Below are 21,957 nucleotides of genomic sequence, written 5' to 3' on the forward strand. Positions count from 1 at the left end.
GAGATGACCCGCATCGCAACATCCGCCGCGGCCCAGACCGCGCTCTTGGATCTGATGAGAGCACAGCGCAATGTCTTCGAGAGCCAGCAGCAACTGGCGACCGGAAAACTCAATCCCGACCTTAAAGGTGCAGGCCACCGTGCCGAATCCATTTCCGCGGCCTATGGCGCGCGGGACCGTGCGGAATCGTACAAATTCTCCGCCGAACGCGTGGGAAGCCGGATGGAAGTCACAGCCCTTGCCCTCGACAAGCTGTCAGAGTCGGCAAGCGATCTGCGGGTGGCGATGACCACGATTGATGGCACGCACATCATGAACCAGGCCCGCGAAGCCTTCGAAAAGTCGCGCAGCGCACTGTCGACCCAATATGCCGGCGGCTATGTCTTCGGCGGCACACGTACGGACACAAATCCGATTGCGGCGGACACGCTTGCCGATCTGGTTGCTGCGCCCACGGCGGCAGACGTCTTCGTCAATTCCGGCCGCCGCCCGGTGGCGAAGCTGGATGATCAGGTGACGATGGAAGTCGGCCTGCTGGCTGACGAGGTCGGGGCCGACCTCATGGCCGCGTTCAAACGCCTGGCCGAGTTCGATGCCGGACCGGATGGTCCGCTTGATGGTCCGCTGACCGATGCCCAGCAGACCTATCTGCAGGGCGAAATTGCCAATGTGTTGTCCGCGTTTGACCGGATCAGCGACAGGGTCGGCGAAAACGGGGCCCAGCAATCACGTGTCGAGAACATGGTGCGGAGCCAGGGTCAGAAAGCCGACTATCTCACTAGCCTGATCGGCGATCTGGAAGATGCCGACATGGCGGCAGCGGCCACCCGTTTCCAGCAGGCGCAAACCGCGGTCGATGTCGCCGCCCGCACCTTCTCGACCCTCAGCCAGGTCTCGCTCCTGCCCTTCCTGAGATAGCCGCTCTGTAGCTAATCAAATCATTGTCATTGGTCACCAATAATCATTCGTATAAATCGCTCTGCACCAAATAATTATTTAGTCAGGTGTGAGCATGCGCAATTTTCTAGCAGTTCTTCTGGTCGCCTTTTCCGGAGTCGCTTACGCGCAGGACGATGCCGTCGACCGGCATCAGGCGTCGCGGGACTTTTTCGACCATTTCGCGTTTCTGGAAGGCGACTGGCAGCTTGAGAACTTCATCATGCGCGGCCCGAATAATACCCTTACGCTGGAATTTACGGTCACGGTCGAGCGCATATTCGAGGGCATGGGGCATCAGTCTCACTGGGTCCAGAATGATACCGGCGCGTGGATCGGCGACATCATTAACACCTATGATGTCGAGACCAATCTCTATTCTGTCCGCTTTTTCGATGCCCGGGCTAATCGCTGGGTGGAATCGGCACAGGAAATCACTCTCACTGAAACCGGCTTTGAATCGCAATTTTCCGGCGAGGACCAGCATGGACCCTTCGACTCGCGCACCCGTATGGAACGGATTTCCGACGATCACTATCGCCAGACAATCGAACGCCGTTATCCTGGCACGGACTGGTTTGTGACCGACCGCGTGGAAGCCACGCGCGACTGACCCTTCCTAAACCCGCGCCTTTCGCCTATATCCGCCGTCCCTTTAACGACTGCTTCGGGCCTTGACCCCGTGGGAGACGAGTATGACGACGACTTTGACGCGCGCTGGCGATAGCCGCGCCGACACCCTCATTCGTGAATTCGGCCTCGATGGCGACATCTTGGGTCTGGGCGGTAACCCGGCCGATCACCGCGTGGTCGTGGCCATGTCCGGCGGTGTGGATTCCACGGTTACTGCCACCCTCCTGCACAAGGCGGGATATGACGTGGTGGGCGTGACCCTCCAGCTTTATGATCACGGTGCAGCGATCAAGAAGAAGGGCGCGTGCTGTGCCGGGCAGGACATTTATGATGCCCGCCGCGCCGCCGAGGAAATGGGCTTTCCCCACTATGTGCTCGACTATGAAAGCCGTTTCAGGGAAGCGGTAATGGACGAGTTCGCCGATACCTACCTGGCCGGCTATACGCCCATCCCCTGCGTGCGCTGCAATGAACGCGTGAAATTTGCCGACCTCCTGAAGCAGGCCAAGCAACTCGGTGCGGCCTGTATGGCGACAGGGCATTATATCCAGCGCGTTGAAACGCCGGAGGGTCCGCAATTGCGCCGGGCTGCAGATCCCGGCAAGGATCAATCCTACTTCCTGTTCGCCACAACGGCAGAACAGCTCGATTACCTGCGCTTTCCGCTGGGCGGTCTGACCAAGGACCAGACCCGGCAACTCGCCGAAGCCTTCGGCCTCGCCATTGCCGACAAGCCGGACAGCCAGGACATCTGCTTTGTGCCGGACGGCAATTATGCCGATATCGTCGAAAAGCTGCGCCCCGGTGCCTCCGCCCCCGGCGACATCATCCACATTGATGGGCGCGTGCTGGGCCGCCATGAAGGCGTCCTGCGCTTCACCGTGGGGCAACGCCGCGGGCTGGGCATTGCCGCGGGCGATCCGCTTTACGTGGTCAGGCTGAACCCGGACGAGCGTCAGGTCATTGTCGGCCCGCGCGATGCGCTGACGGTAAAGGAAATCAAGCTGCACGAGGTCAACTGGCTCGGCGAGGGCGGTCTTGCCGCCCAGGATGGCGCGCCCATCCTCGTCAAGGTCCGCTCCACGCGGCCGCCCGTGCCCGCCGTCATGCAGGTTGCGGACGGCAAGACCAGTCTTTTGCTAGACGAAGGCGAGGAAGGCGTCGCCCCCGGACAGGCGGCGGTCTTCTATTCACCTGCGGATGCGGGTGATCGCGTGCTCGGAGGTGGCTGGATCACCGGGACGATTTAGTTTTTCTCCCCCGTAAAACGGGGGAGAAATCAATCCACCAGCCGCCGCATCGCCCATTCCACCGGGCCGCGCGCATGATGGCGCCGCCAGATCGTCGCGAAGATCATCGACGCGATAAAGAAGGCGATGACGATACCATACAGCCAGAAGATGGATTCCATCTCCTCGGGCAGGAACCATTCAATCCCGGTCACGCCGATGAAGACGTGGGCGAGATAGAGCGTCAGCGCCATCTGCCCGGCATGGATCACCGGCTGGAACAGGCTGCGCCGCCAGTCCGCTGCACAGATCATCAGCGACAGCGACAGGACGATCATGCCGACACCGAGCCCGAACATCACATAGAGCGGCGTGGGCGGATAGGCTGAAGTGCCGAACAGATCAGCAATATAGTTGAGCGCATAGCCCGGCCCCCAATCCTCGACCGGCACCAGCTTGATATAATTGAGGTCCAGCGCCACGAATTTGATCGCCTTGGCCAGCGCGATCAGCGCCACGCCGCCGATCAGCAGCCGCCAGTGATTGGCTGGTTTGTGCAGGTCCAGCCGCCCCACCGCCATGCCGGTGAGGAAATAGGCGAACCACGGGAAGACCGGATGATGTCCGGTGAAGAAGACGTCCCGGACCGCCACCAGCGGATTGTGGAAGCTCGGGCTTTCCCAGTAATCCCAGCCCAGTAGCGGCGGGAAGGCGAGATATTCCGCCACGAAGAGCAGCGGTGTGATGATGGCAAAAACGACCAGCCAGCGTGTGCTGAACGTGAAAAGCAGCGCCGCGAGCGCCAGATAGACCCCGTAGAAATGCAGGATGTCATACGGCCATTGCGCCCGGAAAGAGACGCCGACGATAAAGAGGAAGAGGCCGCGCTTGAGGAGTGACAGGCGCGCCGCCCGCCGGTCGTCCAGGCTGCGGGTCCGGCGCCAGCGCGCCGTCAGCAGCGCCGTGCCCACTCCGGCGACAAAAACGAAGGTCGCTGCGGCCCGCCCGGAAAACAGGCTGGCCAGCTGGGTCGCCCAGGCCGGATCGGTATCGGCATTGTTTATGTAGATGTGGAAATTCACCATCATCATGCCGAGAAAGGCGATGGCGCGGGCAAAATCGATGCCTTCCAGCCTTGCGGCGGACGGAGCGGTAATTTCCGAGAGGGACGGGTCGGAGACGATCGTGGTCGTGGCCATTACCGGTCTCCGTCCGTTTGGGGTTCGGTCTCCGGGCAGGGACGGCTGGACCCGGCCCTGATCCGGTCACCGCCCTGTCCGCGCCCGATCGGATCCGAGCCGAACCCCGTATCGGTATCTGTCACCCGGACCGGCCCCCGGCCTTCACCTGCCGGGTCGGCATGGGCACCGCGATCCCGGTCGGTGAAGCTGCGCGGTCCGCGGCCATAACCGGCGCGGTCGGCGCTTTCACCGCTATCCTCATCGGTCACGCCTGTGCCTTGCCCGTATCCGGCCCGGTCAGCCACCTCGCCGCTATCGCTGTCGGTAATGCCCGTGCCGCGGCCATTGCCGACCGGATCCGCTTCCGAACCGCCATCTGAGTCGGTCACGCCCGAGCGGCAGGCGGCATATTCCGCGCTCCAGCTGCCATGCTGGGCGTAGGCCCCGTTGATGATCGACGTGGCACCCGACAGGGCCGCGCCACCCACGACCGTGCGCAGGAATGATCGCCGGCTCGGCCGGCCTTTATGTCTGGACATGAATTTCCCCTGATCCCGGTGTGGGTTTAGCGGACGCCGATCGTTTGGAAAAGCGGCTTAATTCCGGAGGCTTGGTAAAAATACAGCTTCGGCCTTGTGTGCGCTGCAGCAATTTCACCAGCGCCAAGGCTTGACGAAATGCGCCGCGCGCCTTTCACATGCGCGCCCAATTCCCATATCATGCTTCCACCCAGGAGTGATTGAACATGAGTGCCAAGGAAGATCCCATTGTCATCGTCGGCATGGCCCGTACCCCGATGGGCGGTCTGCTGGGCGATCTCGCGCCCTTGTCTGCCAACGAGCTCGGCGCCATTGCGGTCAAGGCCGCGCTGGAAGAAGCCGGTGTCGCCGGTGAAGATGTCGAGATGATCTATATGGGCAATGTTCTGCCTGCAGGTCAGGGTCAGGCGCCGGCGCGCCAGTCCGCCATCAAGGCCGGCCTGCCCAAATCCGTCGAGGCCACAACGCTCAACAAGATGTGTGGTTCCGGCATGCAGGCCGCGATTATGGGCCGCGCCTCCATCGCTTCGGGTGATGCCGCCATCATCGTCGCGGGCGGCATGGAATCGATGACCAATGCGCCGCACATGCTGCCCACCCACCGGGCCGGCTTCAAATACGGCCATGACACGATCAAGGACCACATGGCGCAGGACGGGCTGGAAGATGCCTATGAAAAGCAGCCCATGGGCGTTTATGCCGACATGATCGCGCAGGAGCACCAATTCACCCGCGAACAGCAGGACGCCTATGCGCTGGAAACCCTGGCCCGCGCGCAACGGGCCACCGAAAAGGGTGATTTCAAGCGCGAAATCACGCCGGTGACGATCACCACCCGCAAGGGCGATGTCACCGTCGACACAGACGAATTGCCGCGCAAGGCCATGCCGGAGAAAATCCCGAGCCTGCGTCCCGCTTTCACCAAGGATGGCACCGTAACGGCGGCCAACGCCTCGGCGATCTCCGATGGCGCAGCCGCGCTGGTCATGATGAAGCTGTCAGAAGCCGAACGCCGCGGACTGAAGCCGCTGGCGAAGATCGTGGCAACAGCCGCGCATGCGCATGAGCCTGCCTATTTCACCACCGCGCCGGTGCCCGCCATGCGCAAGGTGCTCGACAAGGCCGGTTGGTCGGTCGGCGATGTCGATCTCTGGGAAATCAACGAGGCTTTCGCCGTTGTCCCCATGATCGCCATGAAGGAGCTCGGCCTCAGCCATGACATCGTCAACGTCAATGGTGGTGCCTGTGCGCTCGGCCACCCGATCGGAGCCTCCGGTGCCCGGATCATGGTGACCCTGCTCGCCGCGCTGGAAAGCCATGGCAAGAAAAAGGGCGTGGCGTCGCTGTGCATCGGCGGCGGTGAAGCCACGGCGGTGGCACTGGAACGCATGAATTAACGACAGCTGCCCAACGGACTGACAAGACCCCGGGTCGAAAGGCCCGGGGTTTTTCTATCCCAGCACGGAGCGAACCAGATCCGCCCAGGCCGCGCTCGGCCCGAAACCGAACAGCAGACCGACCCGCAACAGGCTCAGACCGAATACGATCAGGGTTGCGGGATGCAAGGCCCGGCGGGATATGAGATCGTAGGCCATGACGGCCAGAAACAATACGATTTGTAAAATCAAGCCAATGAATTCATTGGAAAAATAGAATATTCCGATTCGCGCGGTCGCGGGCAGGATCGCATAGACCGTGGCCAGCAGCATCAGCCGCTTGTGGGTGGCCGGCCGCCCCCGGAAGAGCAGGCCGGCGATATAGATGCCGGCAAATCCCACAATATCCATGAATGGCACGATGACGAATTGTTCCGGACTGCCGAAAGAATCCACGCCGCGCGCATAGGCATCACCGATGGCAAGAAAGCCGAAGACGATCATGGCCGCCACCAGCGGCAGGCTGAGCAGGCCCATGGCTTTGTGAATTCCATAGCGCCCGGCCGGTATCAGGCTGGCCTGGGTGATCAGAAGCAGCATCCAGAGGCTGAAAATCACGCCGTGGATCTGCAGGGCAGGGGATAACACGCTCCTGTCCGCATCCGGAAAATAGAAGCTGGGCCCGAACCCGGCCAGTACAAGCCCGGACAGCACCAGCATCATCGCCAGAAAGAAGGGCTCCCCATGCGCCCTTACACGAACCGCGTTCATGAATGTCTCCCCATGTCTTCAGAATGCAATACGAAGCTTGTCGTGTCGAGCGCGGCGTCTGGCGCCGGATTTGGCAAATCGCCTGCTAGGAGAAAAGCTGTCTCTCGGCTACTATCGGGCCGCGAAGGTCATGACAGGGGAGATCCTCATGCGGACTCTGATCGTGCTTGCAGCCATACTGATAGGCACACCGGCATTTGCGCAGACGTTCAATTACACAGCGAGAACCACTCATACGGTGCTCCAGTCCGGCGACGTCAGGGCCGGGTCACTGACCTGGAATTGTGCGGGCAATGCCTGTCGCATTTCCGGTCCCTGGCCCCAGCCCGGGCAAGGCGCGTGCGCGCAACTCGCGGCAATTGTCGGCGAGATCACCGAATACGGCCATCCCGGCGCGCGGCTGAGTGCCAGCCAGCTGGCGCAATGCAATCGCAGCGCTGCTGCCCAGCCGGTTATGGTCAGCCCGCTGATCCAGCAGACGATCCAGCGCCCCGTGACACAATTGCCGCAGGGACAACAGCCCCAGCTCAATCCCGATGTCGTCCGCCCCCGCCCGACCGTAACAGCCGTGGATACGATGCGGTATGAAGCCCCGCGCATCACCCGCCAGACGGTCAGCGTCGAGCCACGCCCGAGCGGCCGGCTTTATGCCATTCGCGACGGGGGAGGGGATGGCGATTTCGGCGGTAATGGTCCGCGCGTGGACCTTTCGGCCGAGATCAGCGCCCAGGATCATTGCCTTTACGCCGATATAGAAATGATTGCCGAGGAAACGCGCTCCGACTGGACGCGGGGCCGTGTCGCGGAACGCATCCGGATCTGGTGCAATCCCGAAGGAGGCGCAATCGAGCGGATTGTGACACCATCCCGCGCAACGGCCAGCTATACGGATACGGACTGGGAGATCGACACGATTGTGCCCGGACGCGGCGAGATGGATGTGCGCCGTGGCGTGCCGGCGACGGACGGACCAGTGCGGGCTTTCATGGTCATGGGCGATACCAATGGAGATGTATTTTCCAATGACAATGATGGCCGTGATGTTGGCGATCTTGATGCCGACGGAAACCGGACCGTCTCACGGACCAGCGTGCAGGTGCAGTGGAACCCGATCGAGGTGATTGTGCCCTATGTGCCGCCGGTCACGCCGTCGGGTCCGGCCGGGTCCCAGGTCATCACTCTCAACGGACAGCACAGCGATTTCCATGTTCTCGACCACACTGGCGGCGACCGGGAGTTTTATGGCAATGGCCCGCGGATGACCGTCACCTCGCGTTTGACCCTGTCGGGTGATGGCCGCCGCATTCTGGCCGACATCACCGGCGAGGCCGAGGAAACAGGCGGCGACACGCGCGCTGCCGGGCGCTGGCCGGGCGAGACAATCTGGCAGGCCCCGCCAGGATGGCGGATAGATGCCGTCGAAGTCGCGTATGAATGGTGGGAAGACGATGTCTGGCAGCGCGAGACCCGAAGCGCGCTGGACCGCAATACACGCGTCAGTTTCACAGATACGGATCACGAACAGGATTTTCTGGTCGAACGGGCCGGTGAAGCCCGGCGCAATGGCGATAATTCCATCTATTTCCATGAGGCCACACTCACAGTCCGGCGCGAAGCGATGAGCCCGGTTGCGGCGTTCCGGGTCGTCGGTGATACGAACGGTCAGGAAGCAGGCACCCGCACCGGCGTTCAGGTCTTCTACCAGCCCCTCATCGTGGCGCTCTCGCCGACATCACCGTCTGCAAATGCAAGCGATCTGGAACCTGACGTCTTTCTCAACGTGCCAACGGGTGACTTTGCCAACCGGCTGTCCGGCGGCAATTCCTGTGGTCCGCAAGCCGGCTCCCGCGTTCTGCGCTTTTATGGTGTTGCCACCACGTATGAGCAGTTCAAACGCCGCGTTCAGAGCTCTGGCAATTTCGTTTCGGATCAGAGTCTTGGCACGCCGCCGGGCACCTTGCGCGACCGTATGAGTGATCTGGCCCCGGGCTTCGTTCATGATGTTCTGCCGCTGGGCAATGCAAGCAACAATGCCCGCGCGCTCGACACCATCCGCAGCCATCTTGATCAGGGCCGGCCGGTGATAACCCTGATCAGCTGGGGCAGCCAGTTTGCGAACGATATTTTCTCACCGCATGACGCGGCGGCGATGTCGCACTGGGTTGTCGTCAACGGTTATGATGACCGCTCACAGACCTTCCACATCGTGGATAATGGCCATGCCGTCGAATGGTCCTACACCCTGTTCGAATCGCTCTTCGATTATGGCCAGGACCTGCAGTATGAAGCGGTGCTCGCAGCGATGAATGTCGAAAAGGGCTCGATCATCTACCGGCGCTAGACATCCAGTTCATGACAGGGTCGGCCTGATGGCGGTGATATAGCTTTCAATGCCGGCAACCGGGCAGCCGCCCGGGCAAGGCAGAGCCTGCCGATGGCGCGCCTGTGAGTGGACAAACACCGGCTTTCCGCGCTAAGGCCCGCGCGCGAAAGGTGGCAAGCCTGTCACCGGATGAGCTATTCGATCAGAGGCATTGCCCATGGCGACCCAAGAACCGCGCTATCGCGTTCCTGTTCCGGAGTTCCGTCCCGGAGACGAGCCGGATTTCTCCCATCTGAGCATCCCGGCCGCCGGCGAAGCCAAACGCCCCGGCGTGGATGTGGACGGCAGGGACACGATCGATCTGGCGCTGGGCATGGTGCGCGTCCTCGATCACAATCACCAGGCCGTCGGCGAATGGAATCCGGAGATCAAGCCGGACGTCTTGCGCGAGGGATTGCGCCACATGGTGCTGACCCGCGTCTATGACGAGCGCATGCTGAAGCTTCAGCGCCAGGGCAAGATGAGCTTCTATATGAAGTCGACCGGCGAGGAGGCCGTCGCCGTCGCCGGTGCCATGGCGCTCAAGGACAGCGACATGGTTTTTCCGTCCTATCGCCAGCAAGGCATTCTCTTCGCCCGGGGGCGCGACATTGTCGACATGATGTGCCACTGCATTTCCAATAGCCGGGACAATCTCAAGGGCCGCCAGTTGCCGGTGCACTACACCTGGGCGGAAGGCAATTTCTTCTCCATTTCCGGCAATCTCGGCACCCAGTTCCCGCAAGCCGTCGGCTGGGCCATGGCGGCGCGCTACAAGGGCGAGGACCAGGTCACGGCCAGCTGGATCGGCGATGGCACGACCGCCGAGGGTGATTTCCACGGCGCCCTGACACTCGCCTCGACCTATCGCGCGCCGGTGATCCTGAACGTGGTCAACAACCAGTTCGCGATTTCCACCCACCAGAATATGGCCATCGGTGACGCCCCGACTTTCGCCATGAAGGGGCTGGGCTATGGCATTGCCTCGCTGCGCGTTGACGGCAATGACTTCCTCGCCGTCTATGCCGCCATGCAATGGGCGGGCGAACGCGCGCGCAAGGGGCATGGCCCTACCTATATCGAATATTTTTCCTACCGCGCCGATGCGCATTCGACCTCGGATGACCCCTCCGGCTACCGCCCGAAAACGGAAGCCAAGGCCTGGCCGCTGGGCGATCCGATCGAACGGTTGAAGAACCACCTCATCGGCCTTGGCGAATGGGATGAGGAGCGCCATGAAGCGCTGGAAAAAGAGCTGAATGAATTGGTCGTGAAATCCTACAAGGAAGCGGAAAGCCACGGCACGCTGCATGATGGCCCCCTGTCACCCGTGCCCTCCATTTTCGAGGACGTGTTCGAGGAACCCGACTGGCGCCTGATCCGCCAGCGTCAGGATCTGGGAGTGTAGCCAATGCCCAAGATGAACATGATCCAGGCGCTCAATTCGGCGCTCGACATCGCGATGGAAAAAGACCCGAATGTGGTCTCCTTCGGCGAGGATGCCGGCTATTTCGGCGGTGTGTTCCGTGTCACGGCGGGTTTGCAGGAAAAATACGGTCTCGACCGGTCGTTTGATACGCCAATCAATGAGGCCGCGATTGCCGCCATGGCCATCGGCATGGCCGCCAATGGTTTGCGTCCCGTCGCGGAAGTCCAGTTCTCGGACTATATCTTCCCGGCCATCGACCAGATCGTGAACGAGATGACGCGCCTGCGCTATCGCTCCGCCGGCCAGTACACCCAGCCCATCGTGATCCGCTCGCCCTGGGGCGGCGGCATTCGCGGGGGGCAGACCCACTCCATGAGCCCGGAAGCCTTCTTCACCCATGTGCCGGGGTTGCGTGTGGTCATTCCGTCTAATCCGTATGATGCCAAGGGACTGCTGCTGGCGTCTATCGAGAACAATGACCCGGTCGTCTTCTTCGAACCGAAGCGGATGTATAACGGGCCGTTCGACGGCAAGCCGGACGGCGCGCTGCAAAGCTGGGCCAATCACCCCAAGGGCGAGGTGCCGGAAGGTCATTACACCGTCCCGCTGGACACCGCCGAGGTGGTGCGCGAAGGCAATGATGTCACCGTCATCGCCTATGGCACGTTGGTCCATGTCGCTCTGTCGGCGGCGGAGAAATCCGGCATTGATGCCGAGGTGATCGACCTCAAGACGCTCACGCCATACGACATCGGCACGATTACTGCCTCGGTGAAGAAAACCGGCCGTTGCATTGTCAGCCAGGAAGCGCCGCGCACCTCCGGTTTCGCAGCCGAGTTGTCCGCCCAGATCCAGGAAGACTGCTTCTGGTCGCTCGAAGCGCCGATCGGCCGGGTGACGGGCTGGGATACGCCCTATCCACATGCGCATGAATGGTCCTACTTTCCGGGGCAGGACCGCTTTATCAATGCGCTGAAATCCGTGATGGAGGTCGCCTGATGTCTGAATACCGCTACAAGCTTCCCGATGTCGGCGAAGGCGTGGTCGAGGCCGAGATCGTCGAATGGCGCATCAAGGTCGGTGACACGGTCGAGGAAGACCAGCCCATTCTTGACGTGATGACCGACAAGGCGACGGTCGAAGTGCCGTGCGCGGTGAACGGAGTTGTGACCAAGATTGTCGGTGAACCGGGGGATGTGATCCCGGTCGGCACCGAAATCCTCTTCATCGACACGAGTGGCGCGCCTGCGCCCTCGGAGGACCCGGAAGAAAAAGAGGCTGCACCCAAGGACGAGGCTCCGAAGGAAGACAAGAAGGCCGAACCGGCAAAGGAAGAGAAAAAACCGGAGCCGAAGCCGGAACCCAAAGCCGAACCTGTCGCCCGCGCCGAAGGGGACAAGCCGCTAGCCAGCCCGGCTGTGCGCCAGCGCGCCATGGAAGCCGATATCGATCTTGCCACCGTTCCCGGTACCGGCCCGGCCGGACGGATCACGCATACCGATCTGGATGATTTCATCGCTGCCGGTGGGCGTCTCGCCGCCCGCGCAGGCGGTGGTGGCTCGGGCCGTGCCAAGCGCACCGGCGTCGAGGAACAGAAGATCATCGGCCTGCGCCGCAAGATCGCCGAGAATATGGTCAAGGCGAAGACCACCATCCCGCACATCGCCTATGTCGAGGAGATCGATCTCACGGCGCTGGAGGATTTGCGCGCGCATCTCAACGCCACCAAGCGCGAGGACCAGCCCAAGCTGACGCTGATCCCTTTCCTCGCCGCCGCCCTGTGCCGCGCTTTGCCGAAAACACCGCAGGCCAATGCACACTATGACACCGAGGCCGGCATTCTGACCAAATATGAAGGCGTCCATCTCGGTGTTGCGACGGCCACGCCGAATGGCCTGATGGTCCCGACCATCAGGCATGCCGAAGCCCTGGATGTCTGGGAACTGGCGGCCGAGCTGGGCCGTCTGGCCAAAGCCGCCCGCGATGGCAAGGCCACCAAGGACGAGCTCTCCGGTTCCACCATCACAATCACCTCGCTGGGCGCCATTGGCGGTCTGGTCACCACGCCGGTGATCAACCTGCCGGAAACCGCCATTATCGGCGTCAACAAGATGCAGGAATTGCCGCGCTTTGATGCCGGTGGCCGCGTCGTGCCGCGCAAGCTGATGAACCTGTCTTCCAGCTTCGATCACCGCATTGTCGATGGCTATGAGGCGGCCGTCCTGATCCAGAACGTCAAGGCCTATCTCGAAAACCCGGCGACACTGTTTATGCCATAGCTTGCGAAGGTCCCCGCGAAAGCGGGAATCTGAAACTTGCTGTTTCATCCGGTGCATTTTTCCCTCTCTTTGCAGGGAGAGCGGTCTAATTGCGTGCTTCGAGGCTTTTCTTCGAAAAGCACCTCAGCATGAGGTGAGAGGGATATCTATAATCACCTCACCCTGAGGCGCCGCCGGAGGCGGCCTCGAAGGGCGAGGTGTTTCCCCTCACACCATCGTGACGCCACGGCGCGAATAATTTTGGCATGATCTTCCACAGCTCGGGGAGATCAACATGAAACACGCAATTTCCATTCTTGCATTCACGCTTTTGTCCAGCACCGCCGCCCAAGCTCAAGCCGTGGGTGAGGGCGTGCGCTGGTGCGGCGATTATGGATCACCGGCCGAAGGCATGCCGGAGGAATTCGCGCAATTTGCCTTCATCATTGGCGACTTTGACGTCCAGTTTCTGGATTGGGATGCCGAGACGGAAAGCTGGTCAGAGCCGCGCCCCTATTTCGCCCACTGGAATGGCCGTTACGGTCTCGGCGGGCGGGCCATCATCGATGAATGGTATGATCCGGGCTTTGGCTATCGCGAGCAATCGGGCGGCGGCATCAATATTCGCACCTGGGACGCAGAGGAAGGTCTCTGGAAAACCGCATGGATTCACACTGGCGGCCTCATCGTGCAGGATTTGCGTCAGCAGGTTCTGGAGGATGGCCGCCTGCATTTGTGGCAGGTCTATCCCGATGTCCCCGAACGCAATGTCTGGTTTGAAACCTATGACAATGGAGAATGGGCGCGCATTACGCAGGTGCGGGATGAAGAGACCGGTGCCTGGGTAAACGCCGTGAAGCTTTACGCCCGCCGGGCCAGTTGCGCCGGCGAATAGAATTCCGGCCAGTCTGCAGCGAACGTTTCCAGCCACTCACGCGCTTCGTCGCGGTCACGGAAGATTTCAAGGTCATAGGCTCCGTTGACGAAAGGCATGGATTGCCATTTCAGCAAGAGCGACCGGGAACTGGGCTCCTCGGCCACCCAGGCGACCTTGTAGTCGGGACCACGAAGCGCATGCAGGCGTTCGACTTCCTCGCGGAAGGCACTGCGGAGCCGCTTGGCGTCCACACCGGTCATGTCGGCACCTTTTTCGATGATCGACAGCAGATTCATGCCCGTGCGCCATTGCCCGCCGTAAAACAGATCGGCATGCATGTCGCGGAAGGATTCAAAGGTCAGCGCGCCACTGAGGCGGACTTCGACGATATTCCCCGTTTCCGGGAAGATGATTTCACAGGCCATGACAGACCCTCGTTTTCAGCGGGACGCGGCCTCTAGATTGCAAACGTGTCGCAAAAATGACGGAAAAGCGGCTTCCGGCTGCATAGCGGCTATGCATTTGCGGGATGCAGCCTGAATACCCGCCATGCATCCTCGCCCCTTCCCCTGAAACCGCTCCCCGGTTAAACCCACGCCGAACATAAAGACGAGGATTTCGGCATGAGCGATCTCACCTGTGACGTACTGGTCGTGGGCGGCGGACCGGGCGGTTATCCGGCGGCCATCCGCGCGGGCCAGCTGGGGCTGGACACCATTATCGTCGACAAGGATGGCTGGGGCGGCACCTGCCTCAATCGCGGCTGCATTCCGTCCAAGGCGTTCATCCACGCTGCCGACAAGTTCGCTGACATGGTCCACCATGCCGAGAGGGGCAAGCTGGGCATTTCCCTGTCCGCCAAACCCAAGCTCGACATGAAGGGCCTTGTCGCCTGGAAGGACGAGATTGTCGGCAAGCTGACCGGCGGCGTCGAACAGCTGCTCAAGGCCGCCAAGGTGAAATCCATTTCCGGCTGGGCCGAATTCGAGGATGCCAAGACCTGTACCGTCACGCTGGAAGACGGCTCGAAACAGAAAATCACGGCGAAGAACGTCATCCTCGCCACCGGCTCGGTCGAGGTTGAACTGCCCTTCCTGAAATTTGGCGGCAAGGTCATCGGATCGACCGGCGCGCTGGATCTGGACACACTTCCGAAAAAGCTGGTGGTCGTCGGCGGCGGCTATATCGGGCTCGAGCTCGGCATTGCCTATCGCAAGCTGGGATCGGAGGTCACCTTCGTCGAGGCGCTGGACCGCATCCTGCCCGTCTATGACAAGGAGCTCACCCGGCCGATCACCCGCTGGCTGAAAGAGAATGATGTCACCGTTCACACGTCCTGCAAGGCCAAGGGCGTGGTGGAAGAAGACGGCAAGACCTTCCTCGAATTCGAAACCGCCAAGGGCGAGACCGAGCGTCTGGAAGCCGACAACATTCTTGTCTCCGTCGGCCGCAAGCCGAACATGTCCGGCTGGGGGCTCGAGAAGATGGGCATCCCGAATGACGGGAAATTCCTGAAAGTGAATGAGCGCTGCGAAACCGGCATGCGCGGTGTCTATGCGCTGGGCGATCTGACCGGCGAACCCCTGCTGGCCCACCGGGCCACCGCGCAGGGCGAGCGCGTTGCCGAGATCATCGCCGGACACAGGACGGTTTTCGATCCCGTCGCCATTGCGGCTGTCTGCTTCACCGAGCCGGAAGTCGTCGGCGTCGGCCTTACCCCCGACGAAGCGAAAGAACAGGGCGAGACCGTCATCACCGGCAAATTCCCGCTTGTGGCCAATGGCCGTTACCTGTCGATGGAAGGGGGCGCCGATGGCGGCTTTATCCGCATCACGGCGCGCGAGAGCGACCATGTCATTCTCGGCATCCATGCCGTCGGCAAGCATGTCTCCGAACTCTCCGGCGAATTTGCGCTGGCCATGGAAATGGGTGCGCGCCTGGAAGACATTGCCGGCACCGTTCACGTCCACCCGACGCTGACCGAAGGCTTTGCCGAAGCCGCGCTCGCCGCGCTGGGCCACCCGATCCACATCTCCGCGCCGAAAAAGTAATGACGGCGCTGGCCACCAGTTTCGAGACCGCCTTCTGCCACACCCTGACGGTGGAAGACGACGCCATCGATTTCATGGGCCATGTGAACAATCTGGTTTACTTGCGCTGGGCGGCGGAGATGGCCGAGCGGCATTGGGAGAGTGTGGCGAGCGATGACATGCAGGCCGCCGGGCTCTGGGTCGTGCTGCGCCACGAGATCGATTATCACCGCGAACTGAAGCTGGGCGATCAGGTCGAGCTGCGCACCTGGGTCGATCCGGTGAAGGGCGTGCGCTGTCCGCGCCATGTCGATATCCGCAAGGCGGGGGCCGACAAGCCCTCGGCCAAAGTCCTCACCACATGGACCTTTATCGATATGGAAACGCGGCGTCCCCGACGCCTGCCGCCGGAAATGAAGGCCCTTTTCGGCATGTAGTTCTTGCGTGGGCGAGGCTGCCTTAGGCAACTCCTCAACATGAGATGGATATTATCCTCGTCATCCTCCGATTTATTCGGAGGATCTCATGAGGCCCTCCGGTCAAGCCGGAGGGAGACGAATGAAACAATTAACTCATCCAGAGGCGGAAACGTAGCGAGCTTCCGAAGGAGAAGCTGGCTGCATTGTTATGTTATAACCATCATATTGATTTAATTGTCTGAATATGATCTGGAAGCGGCATGCCCCACGATCATCATCATGACCACAATACCGGCAATGAACACCGCGCCCTCATCGCAGCGGCGCTGACCGGCAGTTTCATGCTGGTCGAGGTCGTCGCCGGTTTCCTCACGGGCTCGCTCGCCCTGATTGCCGACGCGGCGCACATGATGGCCGATTCCGGCGCGCTTATCCTGGCCTGGCTGGCCTTTCGTATTGCGCGCCGTACCGCCGATGCCCGCCGCACCTTCGGTTGGGGCCGGTTTCAGGTACTGGCGGCCTTCGCCAACGGGATCGCGCTGATCCTGCTGACGCTATGGATTGTGGGTGAGGCCATTGGCCGTATCGGTGCGGCGCCGGAAATCGACGGCGGACCGATGGGCGTGGTCGCCGTGATCGGCCTGATCGTGAACCTTATTGCTTTTGCGGTCCTTCATGGCGGAGACCGGGAAAACCTGAATATGCGCGGTGCACTGCTGCATGTCGCGGGCGATATCCTTGGCTCCATCGCGGCCATTATCGCGGCCATCGTGATCCTGACCACGGGCTGGACGCCGATTGACCCCATCCTGTCGGTCTTGATCGCCATGCTGCTTTTGAAAGCCGCTTCCGGCCTTGTCATCCAGTCCGGCCGTATCCTGCTGGAGGCGACGCCGGATCATGTGGATCGCGATGCCATCGCGGCCGATCTCGCTGAACATACGCCCGGCGTCGTCCGCATTCATCACATGCACATCTGGGCCATTGCGCCGGGCCGCACAGTGGCGACGCTGCATGCCGTTCTCGAAGCGGCCGTGTGCGAACAGACCGCCGCGGCGGCCTTGCGCCGCCGCCTCGCCGGACATCACGGCGTCGGGCATGTCACCATCGAGGTGGAGCGGGATCACTAGTGGCTATGCGCAGCCTTTCCGCTCCCCATCAAGGGGAGGGGAAAAGAAACTTCGCCTACTCCCCCAGCACCCCGTCCAGCCAGTCAATCATCGCCGCAACATCAAAATCGGGATTGTGCTCGCCGCCCTCCGTGCGGACATGCTCATAGCGGGCGCCAGCCTCATTCAATACCGTCAGCATATAATCGCCCTGGCTGACCGGCACGACGGGGTCATCGGCGGAATCGATCATGTAGAGCGGCGGATCATTGGCATCGGCATAGGTGGCCGGTGAGGCTTGCACGTGGATTGGCGGTGCCGCCTGATAATGATTATCCGCTCCGAAAAACGGCACGCCCGTATACATGGTGATGGTCTGCGCTGCATAGGAATCCGCCTCGGCCGGATCGCCCGCCAGCATGAAGGGCGTGGCGATGCCGATGGTCGCCTGCACGGCGGCAGAGGTCTGGTCGATCGCATCCACGCCTTCGCCTGGCGCATCATCCATCAGCGCAGCCATGGTCGCGAGATTGGCACCGGAAGAATGGCCGAGCGTGGCGATCCGCATCGGGTCCAGCCCGAGGCTCTCGGCCATCGTCCGCACATAGCGCACGGCGCGGCGCGTATCATTCACCGCCGCCGGAAAACGGTTGCCGGGCGAAGAGCGGTGATTGATGACAAACACCGTATAGCCATTCATCTGCAACTCGCCGACGATATTGCGGATATAATCATAGCCCGACAGGTCCTTGAGTTGCGGCGCGGAATAGATTTCCGGCCGGTACCAGCCCGAGCCCGGCACCACGATGACCGACGCGCCATTGGCCTCTTCCGGCACATAGAGGTCCATCAACATGGCTGCGCCCGACACCATGCCGTAGACGATATTGTCCTCGGTCGGCTCGATATTCTGGGCATGGGCCGTCGTGGTCAGAAGGGCCAGCCCGAAGGCGGCAGCAACAATACGTTTCATGTGTGATCTCTCCCCGGAGTCGTTTGGCCACATTGTGAACGCCGTTCACCGGGAAGGGAAGAGCGGAAAATCCTCGCTTCAGTCGGAATCATTGTGGCTTGGCATTTTACGGTTGCTATGAGCATTCCCAAAGTTGCTACCGGTCGACTGATAAAAAAACCTGCAATAATGCAGCTCATCAAAAACGTCTCGATAGGAAACCTTTCCAAACGCTAAAGCATAAACTTCGCCGTTGGAAATTTGTTCCAATATTTCGTGATCAGGTTGAGCAAAGTGAACATACGCGAAGTGGTTTTCATTCGCCCCGATAGGAAAGTCACTACTGACAATCATGGGGGTAATGCCTGTATCTTCGACACTCAAATTGCCAATGTTATCTGTCTGACATAGCCCAAACTCAATATGTTCAACAAAAGCTGGTGAGTTCCCGCTATTTTTAATTTCGATACCGAATTTGAGATTTTCTTCCGATCTTTCATCGGAGAAGTAGCCATGAGGAGACACCGTTAAGTAAGCACGGGTTTGCGACTGTCCAATGCGGCGGGTTTCCTCAACAGTTTGTTCAGCCGCGGAGGTGGTCTTTTGTGCTTCGCTGACCATCGCCCGTGATGCGCTCAATGTTTTCCACAACAATATTACACCGATCAATGCGGTGGCCGCGATCATCCATTGGGCCAACAAGTTTGATAGCGGAAAATCGATTTCTGCGAATCCAAATGCGATAACGAAAATTGTTATTGCCGCCCCAAAACCCGAGAAGAAAATGATAATCAGCAGGATTTTATCGGATATCCATTTCCTGATATTCATCCCAACCGCTCCGTCACTCCCACAGCCTCCGCGGCCGCATTGAGCTGTTTCAGTGTTTCGGCATCCAGCGGCACGCCTTCTGCCGCGCGGCGCTTGCGCAAGGACCGCTCCGGATCACCCGGCGCGACGACGGGTGAGTCCCAGTCGGCGGGCGGAGAGGCGAGCGCATAGTCCCACATCGCTTCCATCTCGCGCTCCATGGCCGAAATATCGCCAAAGGCATCGGGCTGCATCACCACGGCCATCATCTGGTTGCGGATACCGCCGCGGCGTTCATGTCCGGGCTGGATCGTGCCGCCGCCGGAATAGACCCCGGCGAGGAGTTCTGCGGCGAAGGCGAGGCCGTAACCCTTGTGATCGCCAATCGGGGCGAGCGCGCCTTTTTGTTCAAACCCTTTGAAGCCGGCCGGATCATCCGTCGGCAGACCGTTTTCATCAAGGATCGCGCCGAACGGCACGCGCAGGCCCTTATTGGCCGCCACGCGCGCCTTGCCCATGGCGATCCGGCTGGTGGCCATATCGAGCAGGAAGGCGGGCCTGGTGCCGGTCGGGGGCAGGGCGATGCAGACCGGGTTGGTACCAAAGCGCGCATCCGTGCCCTGATAGGGGGCCACCATCGGGTCATGATCGGTGACATTGACGAAAAAGAGCGCCGTGAACCCCGCATTGGCCGCCATCTCGCCATAGGCGCCGATACGCCCCAGATGATGCGCATTCGACAGCGTCACTGCACACACGCCCAGGTCTTCGGCCTTTGGAAACGCCGCCATCATGGTAAATTCGCCCGCCATCCGGCCCCAGGCGTCATGACCGGCGACTTTAAGGATCGCGCCCTTGTCGTGCAGGATTTCCGGCGTTGCATTGACGTCCACCAACCCGTCGACCGCATGCTTCACATAGGCCGGCAGAAGGCCGATGCCGTGACTGTCATGACCGCACAGATTGGCCATCACCAGATGCTCGGCCACCGCCCTTGCATCCCCATCCTTCGCACCCGCCCCGGCCAGCGCCGCGGCACAGAAGGTGGTCAGGTCGGCGGCAGAGATGCGGATATCACCCGGTTGCATCAGTCCTTGTCCACTTCTTCCTCAGGCCGCACATCCGGCGGCATCCAGGCGCGCTCCAGCGCATTGCTGCGCGCGGCTTCGCGGTCGGATCGCATCGTATCCATCATCATTTCATTCTGGCGTTTGGCGATGGCGACATATTCCTCATTGTCGAAGACATCGACATTCTCTTTCCACGCTGCCGCCAGCTTGCGCAATGTCTCGCGGTCATGGCGCACGAAATAGCGCACCGCCTTTTCGACCTCGAAAGGATGCTCGCCCATCGCTTCCAGCGCACTGCGTCCGGCCCGGACGGCACTGTCAAATGTCTCGCGGATAATGTCATTCGCCCCGGCAGCATAGAGCTGGTAGACATGATGCCGGTCAATCGCCCGCGCGACGATATGTATGTCGGGCCGCTCCCGGCGCACATGTTTGACCAGGGCAGTAATCTGGTCCTTGTCGTCAATCGCCGCCACGAATTGCCGCGCCTCATGCAGGCCGGCCGCATGCAGAAGATCGGGCCGTGTGGCATCGCCATAAAAGGTCTTGATGCCGAATTTGCGGACGCCATCCACCAGATCGCTGCGATGTTCCAGCACCACGGTCTCATAGCCCGAGGCGCGCAGCAGGCGATTGATGATCTGCCCGAAACGGCCATGCCCGGCGATGAGGGTTGTGCCACGCTCATCGATCTCGTCGGCATTGCGCGTTGTGGCTGCTTCTGTGAATTTTCGCGCAAACACCTGTTCGTAGAGAATGAAGAGCAGCGGTGTCACCAGCATGGAGAGGGCCACCAGCAGCGACAGGATTGGCTGCAGATCCGGCGGAATAACATTGTTCTGCACGTTGAAGGATAGCAGCACGAAGCCGAACTCGCCGGCCTGTGCCAGCGCCAGCGTCATCAGCCAGCGATCCCGCCCGCGCAGCTTGAACAGGACAGCCAGCATCATCAACACTGCCGCCTTGACCGCGATCAGCGCCGCCAGCAGGCCGAGGATCAACGCCCAGTCGGCGATAAAGACATCAAAGCGGATGCCGGCCCCGACCGTGATGAAGAACAGCCCCATCAATAAACCACGGAAGGGCTCGATATCGGCTTCCAGCTCGTGCCGGTATTCCGAATTGGCCAGCACCACACCGGCCAGGAAAGTGCCCAGTGCCGGCGACAGGCCGACCAGCGTCATCAAAAGCGCAATCCCGATGACAATGAACAGCGCCACCGCGGTGAACATTTCACGCAGGCCTGACCGGGCGATGAAGCGGAACAGGGGCCGAGTCAGATACATGCCGCCGCCCACCACCACGCCGATGGCGGCCAGCACCACCGGTCCATAGGCCCAGCCCGGCAAGCGATCGACAATGCTGAGGCCGGCCCCGTGCGTATCTCCATGGTCCGCTGCTCCATGCGCAGCGTCCGCCACACCGTGCGCGGCATCCTCGGCGCCTGTGCCCATCAGCTCCGGCAGGGCCAGGAGGGGGAGGAAGGCCAGCATCGGAATGACGGCAATGTCCTGGAACAGCAGGACGGAAAAACTGCCACGCCCGCCCTCCGTCTTGTCCAGCTTCTTTTCGGACAGGGTCTGCATCACGATGGCGGTGGAGGAGAGCGAGAAGGTCAGCCCGATGGCCACCGCGACGGTCCAGCCCAGCCCCAACGCGACACAGGCCGCGGCGATCAGCCCGGCGGTCAGTGTCACCTGCAAGCCGCCCAACCCCAGAAGCCGCGTCCGCATGTCCCACAGGGCGCGCGGTTCCAGCTCCAGACCGATCAGGAAAAGCATCATCACCACGCCGAACTCGGCAATATGCTGCACATCCTGGGTTTCGGACCCGACCAGGCCGAAGACCGGCCCGATCAACACGCCGGCAATCAGGTATCCGAGCACGGAGCCGAGCCCGAGGCGTGAACAGACCGGCACCATGATGACCGCGGCGACCAGATAGATGGTGGCACTGAGAAGTATCCCGTCCATGGC

The 21,957-nt window shown here is 61.1% G+C and carries 20 protein-coding genes; 12 read left to right on the top strand and 8 right to left on the bottom strand.

Translation table 11 applies throughout. From position 1 onward, the window contains the following. Positions 1 to 3 precede the first annotated feature (3 nt). The 3 genes from DBR16_RS02485 (at position 4) to mnmA (ending at position 2,819) form a co-directional block, all read left to right on the top strand. Positions 4 to 918, top strand: a complete 915-nt coding sequence (locus DBR16_RS02485; protein ID WP_109259645.1) for a flagellin — start codon at positions 4 to 6, stop codon at positions 916 to 918. Positions 919 to 1,012: 94 nt separating this feature from the next. Beyond that, entirely contained in the window at positions 1,013 to 1,549 is a 537-nt protein-coding gene (locus DBR16_RS02490) for a hypothetical protein (protein ID WP_109259646.1), read from the top strand. Positions 1,550 to 1,631: 82 nt separating this feature from the next. After that, complete coding sequence (gene mnmA / locus DBR16_RS02495) at positions 1,632 to 2,819, top strand: tRNA 2-thiouridine(34) synthase MnmA (protein WP_109259647.1); 1,188 nt, start codon at positions 1,632 to 1,634, stop codon at positions 2,817 to 2,819. A 29-nt stretch (positions 2,820 to 2,848) separates the two neighbouring features. On the opposite strand, the gene DBR16_RS02500 is transcribed toward mnmA, so the two are convergent. Both DBR16_RS02500 and DBR16_RS02505 read right to left on the bottom strand, forming a co-directional pair. Beyond that, complete coding sequence (locus DBR16_RS02500; protein WP_109259648.1) at positions 2,849 to 3,997, bottom strand: DUF418 domain-containing protein; 1,149 nt, start codon at positions 3,995 to 3,997, stop codon at positions 2,849 to 2,851. After that, positions 3,997 to 4,518: a hypothetical protein gene (locus tag DBR16_RS02505; protein WP_109259649.1), complete on the bottom strand. Its 522-nt coding sequence runs from the start codon at positions 4,516 to 4,518 to the stop codon at positions 3,997 to 3,999. Before DBR16_RS02505 ends, DBR16_RS02500 begins: the two co-directional genes overlap by 1 nt. A 206-nt stretch (positions 4,519 to 4,724) precedes the next feature. Here DBR16_RS02505 and DBR16_RS02510 point away from each other — a divergent pair, with 206 nt between their 5' ends. Continuing rightward, a complete protein-coding gene (locus tag DBR16_RS02510; RefSeq protein WP_109259650.1) occupies positions 4,725 to 5,915 on the top strand; it encodes a thiolase family protein in 1,191 nt (396 codons plus the stop codon). Between the two features lie 54 nt (positions 5,916 to 5,969). Here DBR16_RS02510 and DBR16_RS02515 read toward each other — a convergent pair whose 3' ends face one another. Then, positions 5,970 to 6,665 (bottom strand): hypothetical protein, encoded by a 696-nt coding sequence (locus DBR16_RS02515; RefSeq protein ID WP_109259651.1) that lies wholly within the window; start codon positions 6,663 to 6,665, stop codon positions 5,970 to 5,972. A 148-nt stretch (positions 6,666 to 6,813) separates the two neighbouring features. Between DBR16_RS02515 and DBR16_RS02520 the strand changes: the two genes are divergently transcribed. The 5 genes from DBR16_RS02520 (at position 6,814) to DBR16_RS02540 (ending at position 13,609) form a co-directional block, all read left to right on the top strand. Then, the gene (locus DBR16_RS02520) at positions 6,814 to 9,006 is read left to right on the top strand and encodes a CC_3452 family protein (protein ID WP_161539380.1); all 2,193 of its coding nucleotides are present in this window, start codon (positions 6,814 to 6,816) and stop codon (positions 9,004 to 9,006) included. 199 nt (positions 9,007 to 9,205) lie between these two features. Continuing rightward, positions 9,206 to 10,435, top strand: a complete 1,230-nt coding sequence (locus tag DBR16_RS02525; protein ID WP_109259653.1) for a thiamine pyrophosphate-dependent enzyme — start codon at positions 9,206 to 9,208, stop codon at positions 10,433 to 10,435. A gap of 3 nt (positions 10,436 to 10,438) precedes the next feature. Then, complete coding sequence (locus DBR16_RS02530; protein ID WP_109259654.1) at positions 10,439 to 11,455, top strand: alpha-ketoacid dehydrogenase subunit beta; 1,017 nt, start codon at positions 10,439 to 10,441, stop codon at positions 11,453 to 11,455. Next, on the top strand, positions 11,455 to 12,735 hold the full coding sequence (locus DBR16_RS02535) for a dihydrolipoamide acetyltransferase family protein (RefSeq protein WP_109259655.1): 1,281 nt from the start codon (positions 11,455 to 11,457) through the stop codon (positions 12,733 to 12,735). Before DBR16_RS02530 ends, DBR16_RS02535 begins: the two co-directional genes overlap by 1 nt. Before the next feature lie 274 nt (positions 12,736 to 13,009). After that, positions 13,010 to 13,609 carry a hypothetical protein gene (locus tag DBR16_RS02540; protein WP_109259656.1) on the top strand — a complete coding sequence of 200 codons (600 nt, stop codon included), beginning with the start codon at positions 13,010 to 13,012 and terminating at the stop codon, positions 13,607 to 13,609. On the opposite strand, the gene DBR16_RS02545 is transcribed toward DBR16_RS02540, so the two are convergent. Next, on the bottom strand, positions 13,576 to 14,016 hold the full coding sequence (locus tag DBR16_RS02545) for an STAS/SEC14 domain-containing protein (protein ID WP_109259657.1): 441 nt from the start codon (positions 14,014 to 14,016) through the stop codon (positions 13,576 to 13,578). The genes DBR16_RS02540 and DBR16_RS02545 overlap by 34 nt on opposite strands. A 198-nt stretch (positions 14,017 to 14,214) precedes the next feature. Between DBR16_RS02545 and lpdA the strand changes: the two genes are divergently transcribed. From lpdA to DBR16_RS02560, 3 genes are all read left to right on the top strand, one after another. Next, entirely contained in the window at positions 14,215 to 15,642 is a 1,428-nt protein-coding gene (gene lpdA / locus DBR16_RS02550) for a dihydrolipoyl dehydrogenase (protein ID WP_109259658.1), read from the top strand. Continuing rightward, positions 15,642 to 16,058 (top strand): acyl-CoA thioesterase, encoded by a 417-nt coding sequence (locus DBR16_RS02555; protein WP_109259659.1) that lies wholly within the window; start codon positions 15,642 to 15,644, stop codon positions 16,056 to 16,058. The genes lpdA and DBR16_RS02555 overlap by 1 nt, the downstream gene beginning before the upstream one ends. Positions 16,059 to 16,300: 242 nt before the next feature. Beyond that, positions 16,301 to 17,170 (top strand): cation diffusion facilitator family transporter, encoded by an 870-nt coding sequence (locus tag DBR16_RS02560; RefSeq protein WP_109259660.1) that lies wholly within the window; start codon positions 16,301 to 16,303, stop codon positions 17,168 to 17,170. Between the two features lie 55 nt (positions 17,171 to 17,225). On the opposite strand, the gene DBR16_RS02565 is transcribed toward DBR16_RS02560, so the two are convergent. The 4 genes from DBR16_RS02565 to DBR16_RS02580 form a co-directional block, all read right to left on the bottom strand. Next, positions 17,226 to 18,122, bottom strand: a complete 897-nt coding sequence (locus DBR16_RS02565) for an alpha/beta hydrolase (RefSeq protein ID WP_161539381.1) — start codon at positions 18,120 to 18,122, stop codon at positions 17,226 to 17,228. Between the two features lie 78 nt (positions 18,123 to 18,200). Continuing rightward, positions 18,201 to 18,932 carry a hypothetical protein gene (locus tag DBR16_RS02570; RefSeq protein ID WP_109259662.1) on the bottom strand — a complete coding sequence of 244 codons (732 nt, stop codon included), beginning with the start codon at positions 18,930 to 18,932 and terminating at the stop codon, positions 18,201 to 18,203. After that, positions 18,929 to 19,999 carry a malate/lactate/ureidoglycolate dehydrogenase gene (locus DBR16_RS02575; RefSeq protein ID WP_109259663.1) on the bottom strand — a complete coding sequence of 357 codons (1,071 nt, stop codon included), beginning with the start codon at positions 19,997 to 19,999 and terminating at the stop codon, positions 18,929 to 18,931. Before DBR16_RS02575 ends, DBR16_RS02570 begins: the two co-directional genes overlap by 4 nt. Then, entirely contained in the window at positions 19,999 to 21,954 is a 1,956-nt protein-coding gene (locus tag DBR16_RS02580) for a cation:proton antiporter domain-containing protein (RefSeq protein WP_109259664.1), read from the bottom strand. The genes DBR16_RS02575 and DBR16_RS02580 overlap by 1 nt, the downstream gene beginning before the upstream one ends. Positions 21,955 to 21,957 lie beyond the last annotated feature (3 nt).

Source organism: Hyphobacterium indicum, assembly GCF_003129605.1.
GTDB lineage: Bacteria > Pseudomonadota > Alphaproteobacteria > Caulobacterales > Maricaulaceae > Hyphobacterium > Hyphobacterium indicum.

Excerpts from the sequence above, each read along its gene's own strand:
- DBR16_RS02525 (WP_109259653.1), top strand. The coding sequence starts at position 9,206 with ATGGCGACCCAAGAACCGCGCTATCGCGTTCCTGTTCCGGAGTTCCGT.
- DBR16_RS02570 (WP_109259662.1), bottom strand. The coding sequence starts at position 18,932 with ATGAATATCAGGAAATGGATATCCGATAAAATCCTGCTGATTATCATT.
- lpdA (WP_109259658.1), top strand. The coding sequence starts at position 14,215 with ATGAGCGATCTCACCTGTGACGTACTGGTCGTGGGCGGCGGACCGGGC.
- DBR16_RS02555 (WP_109259659.1), top strand. The coding sequence starts at position 15,642 with ATGACGGCGCTGGCCACCAGTTTCGAGACCGCCTTCTGCCACACCCTG.
- DBR16_RS02510 (WP_109259650.1), top strand. The coding sequence starts at position 4,725 with ATGAGTGCCAAGGAAGATCCCATTGTCATCGTCGGCATGGCCCGTACC.
- DBR16_RS02520 (WP_161539380.1), top strand. The coding sequence starts at position 6,814 with ATGCGGACTCTGATCGTGCTTGCAGCCATACTGATAGGCACACCGGCA.
- DBR16_RS02580 (WP_109259664.1), bottom strand. The coding sequence starts at position 21,954 with ATGGACGGGATACTTCTCAGTGCCACCATCTATCTGGTCGCCGCGGTC.
- DBR16_RS02545 (WP_109259657.1), bottom strand. The coding sequence starts at position 14,016 with ATGGCCTGTGAAATCATCTTCCCGGAAACGGGGAATATCGTCGAAGTC.
- DBR16_RS02540 (WP_109259656.1), top strand. The coding sequence starts at position 13,010 with ATGAAACACGCAATTTCCATTCTTGCATTCACGCTTTTGTCCAGCACC.
- DBR16_RS02535 (WP_109259655.1), top strand. The coding sequence starts at position 11,455 with ATGTCTGAATACCGCTACAAGCTTCCCGATGTCGGCGAAGGCGTGGTC.
- mnmA (WP_109259647.1), top strand. The coding sequence starts at position 1,632 with ATGACGACGACTTTGACGCGCGCTGGCGATAGCCGCGCCGACACCCTC.
- DBR16_RS02505 (WP_109259649.1), bottom strand. The coding sequence starts at position 4,518 with ATGTCCAGACATAAAGGCCGGCCGAGCCGGCGATCATTCCTGCGCACG.
- DBR16_RS02490 (WP_109259646.1), top strand. The coding sequence starts at position 1,013 with ATGCGCAATTTTCTAGCAGTTCTTCTGGTCGCCTTTTCCGGAGTCGCT.
- DBR16_RS02565 (WP_161539381.1), bottom strand. The coding sequence starts at position 18,122 with ATGAAACGTATTGTTGCTGCCGCCTTCGGGCTGGCCCTTCTGACCACG.
- DBR16_RS02515 (WP_109259651.1), bottom strand. The coding sequence starts at position 6,665 with ATGAACGCGGTTCGTGTAAGGGCGCATGGGGAGCCCTTCTTTCTGGCG.
- DBR16_RS02530 (WP_109259654.1), top strand. The coding sequence starts at position 10,439 with ATGCCCAAGATGAACATGATCCAGGCGCTCAATTCGGCGCTCGACATC.
- DBR16_RS02500 (WP_109259648.1), bottom strand. The coding sequence starts at position 3,997 with ATGGCCACGACCACGATCGTCTCCGACCCGTCCCTCTCGGAAATTACC.
- DBR16_RS02560 (WP_109259660.1), top strand. The coding sequence starts at position 16,301 with ATGCCCCACGATCATCATCATGACCACAATACCGGCAATGAACACCGC.
- DBR16_RS02485 (WP_109259645.1), top strand. The coding sequence starts at position 4 with ATGACCCGCATCGCAACATCCGCCGCGGCCCAGACCGCGCTCTTGGAT.
- DBR16_RS02575 (WP_109259663.1), bottom strand. The coding sequence starts at position 19,999 with ATGCAACCGGGTGATATCCGCATCTCTGCCGCCGACCTGACCACCTTC.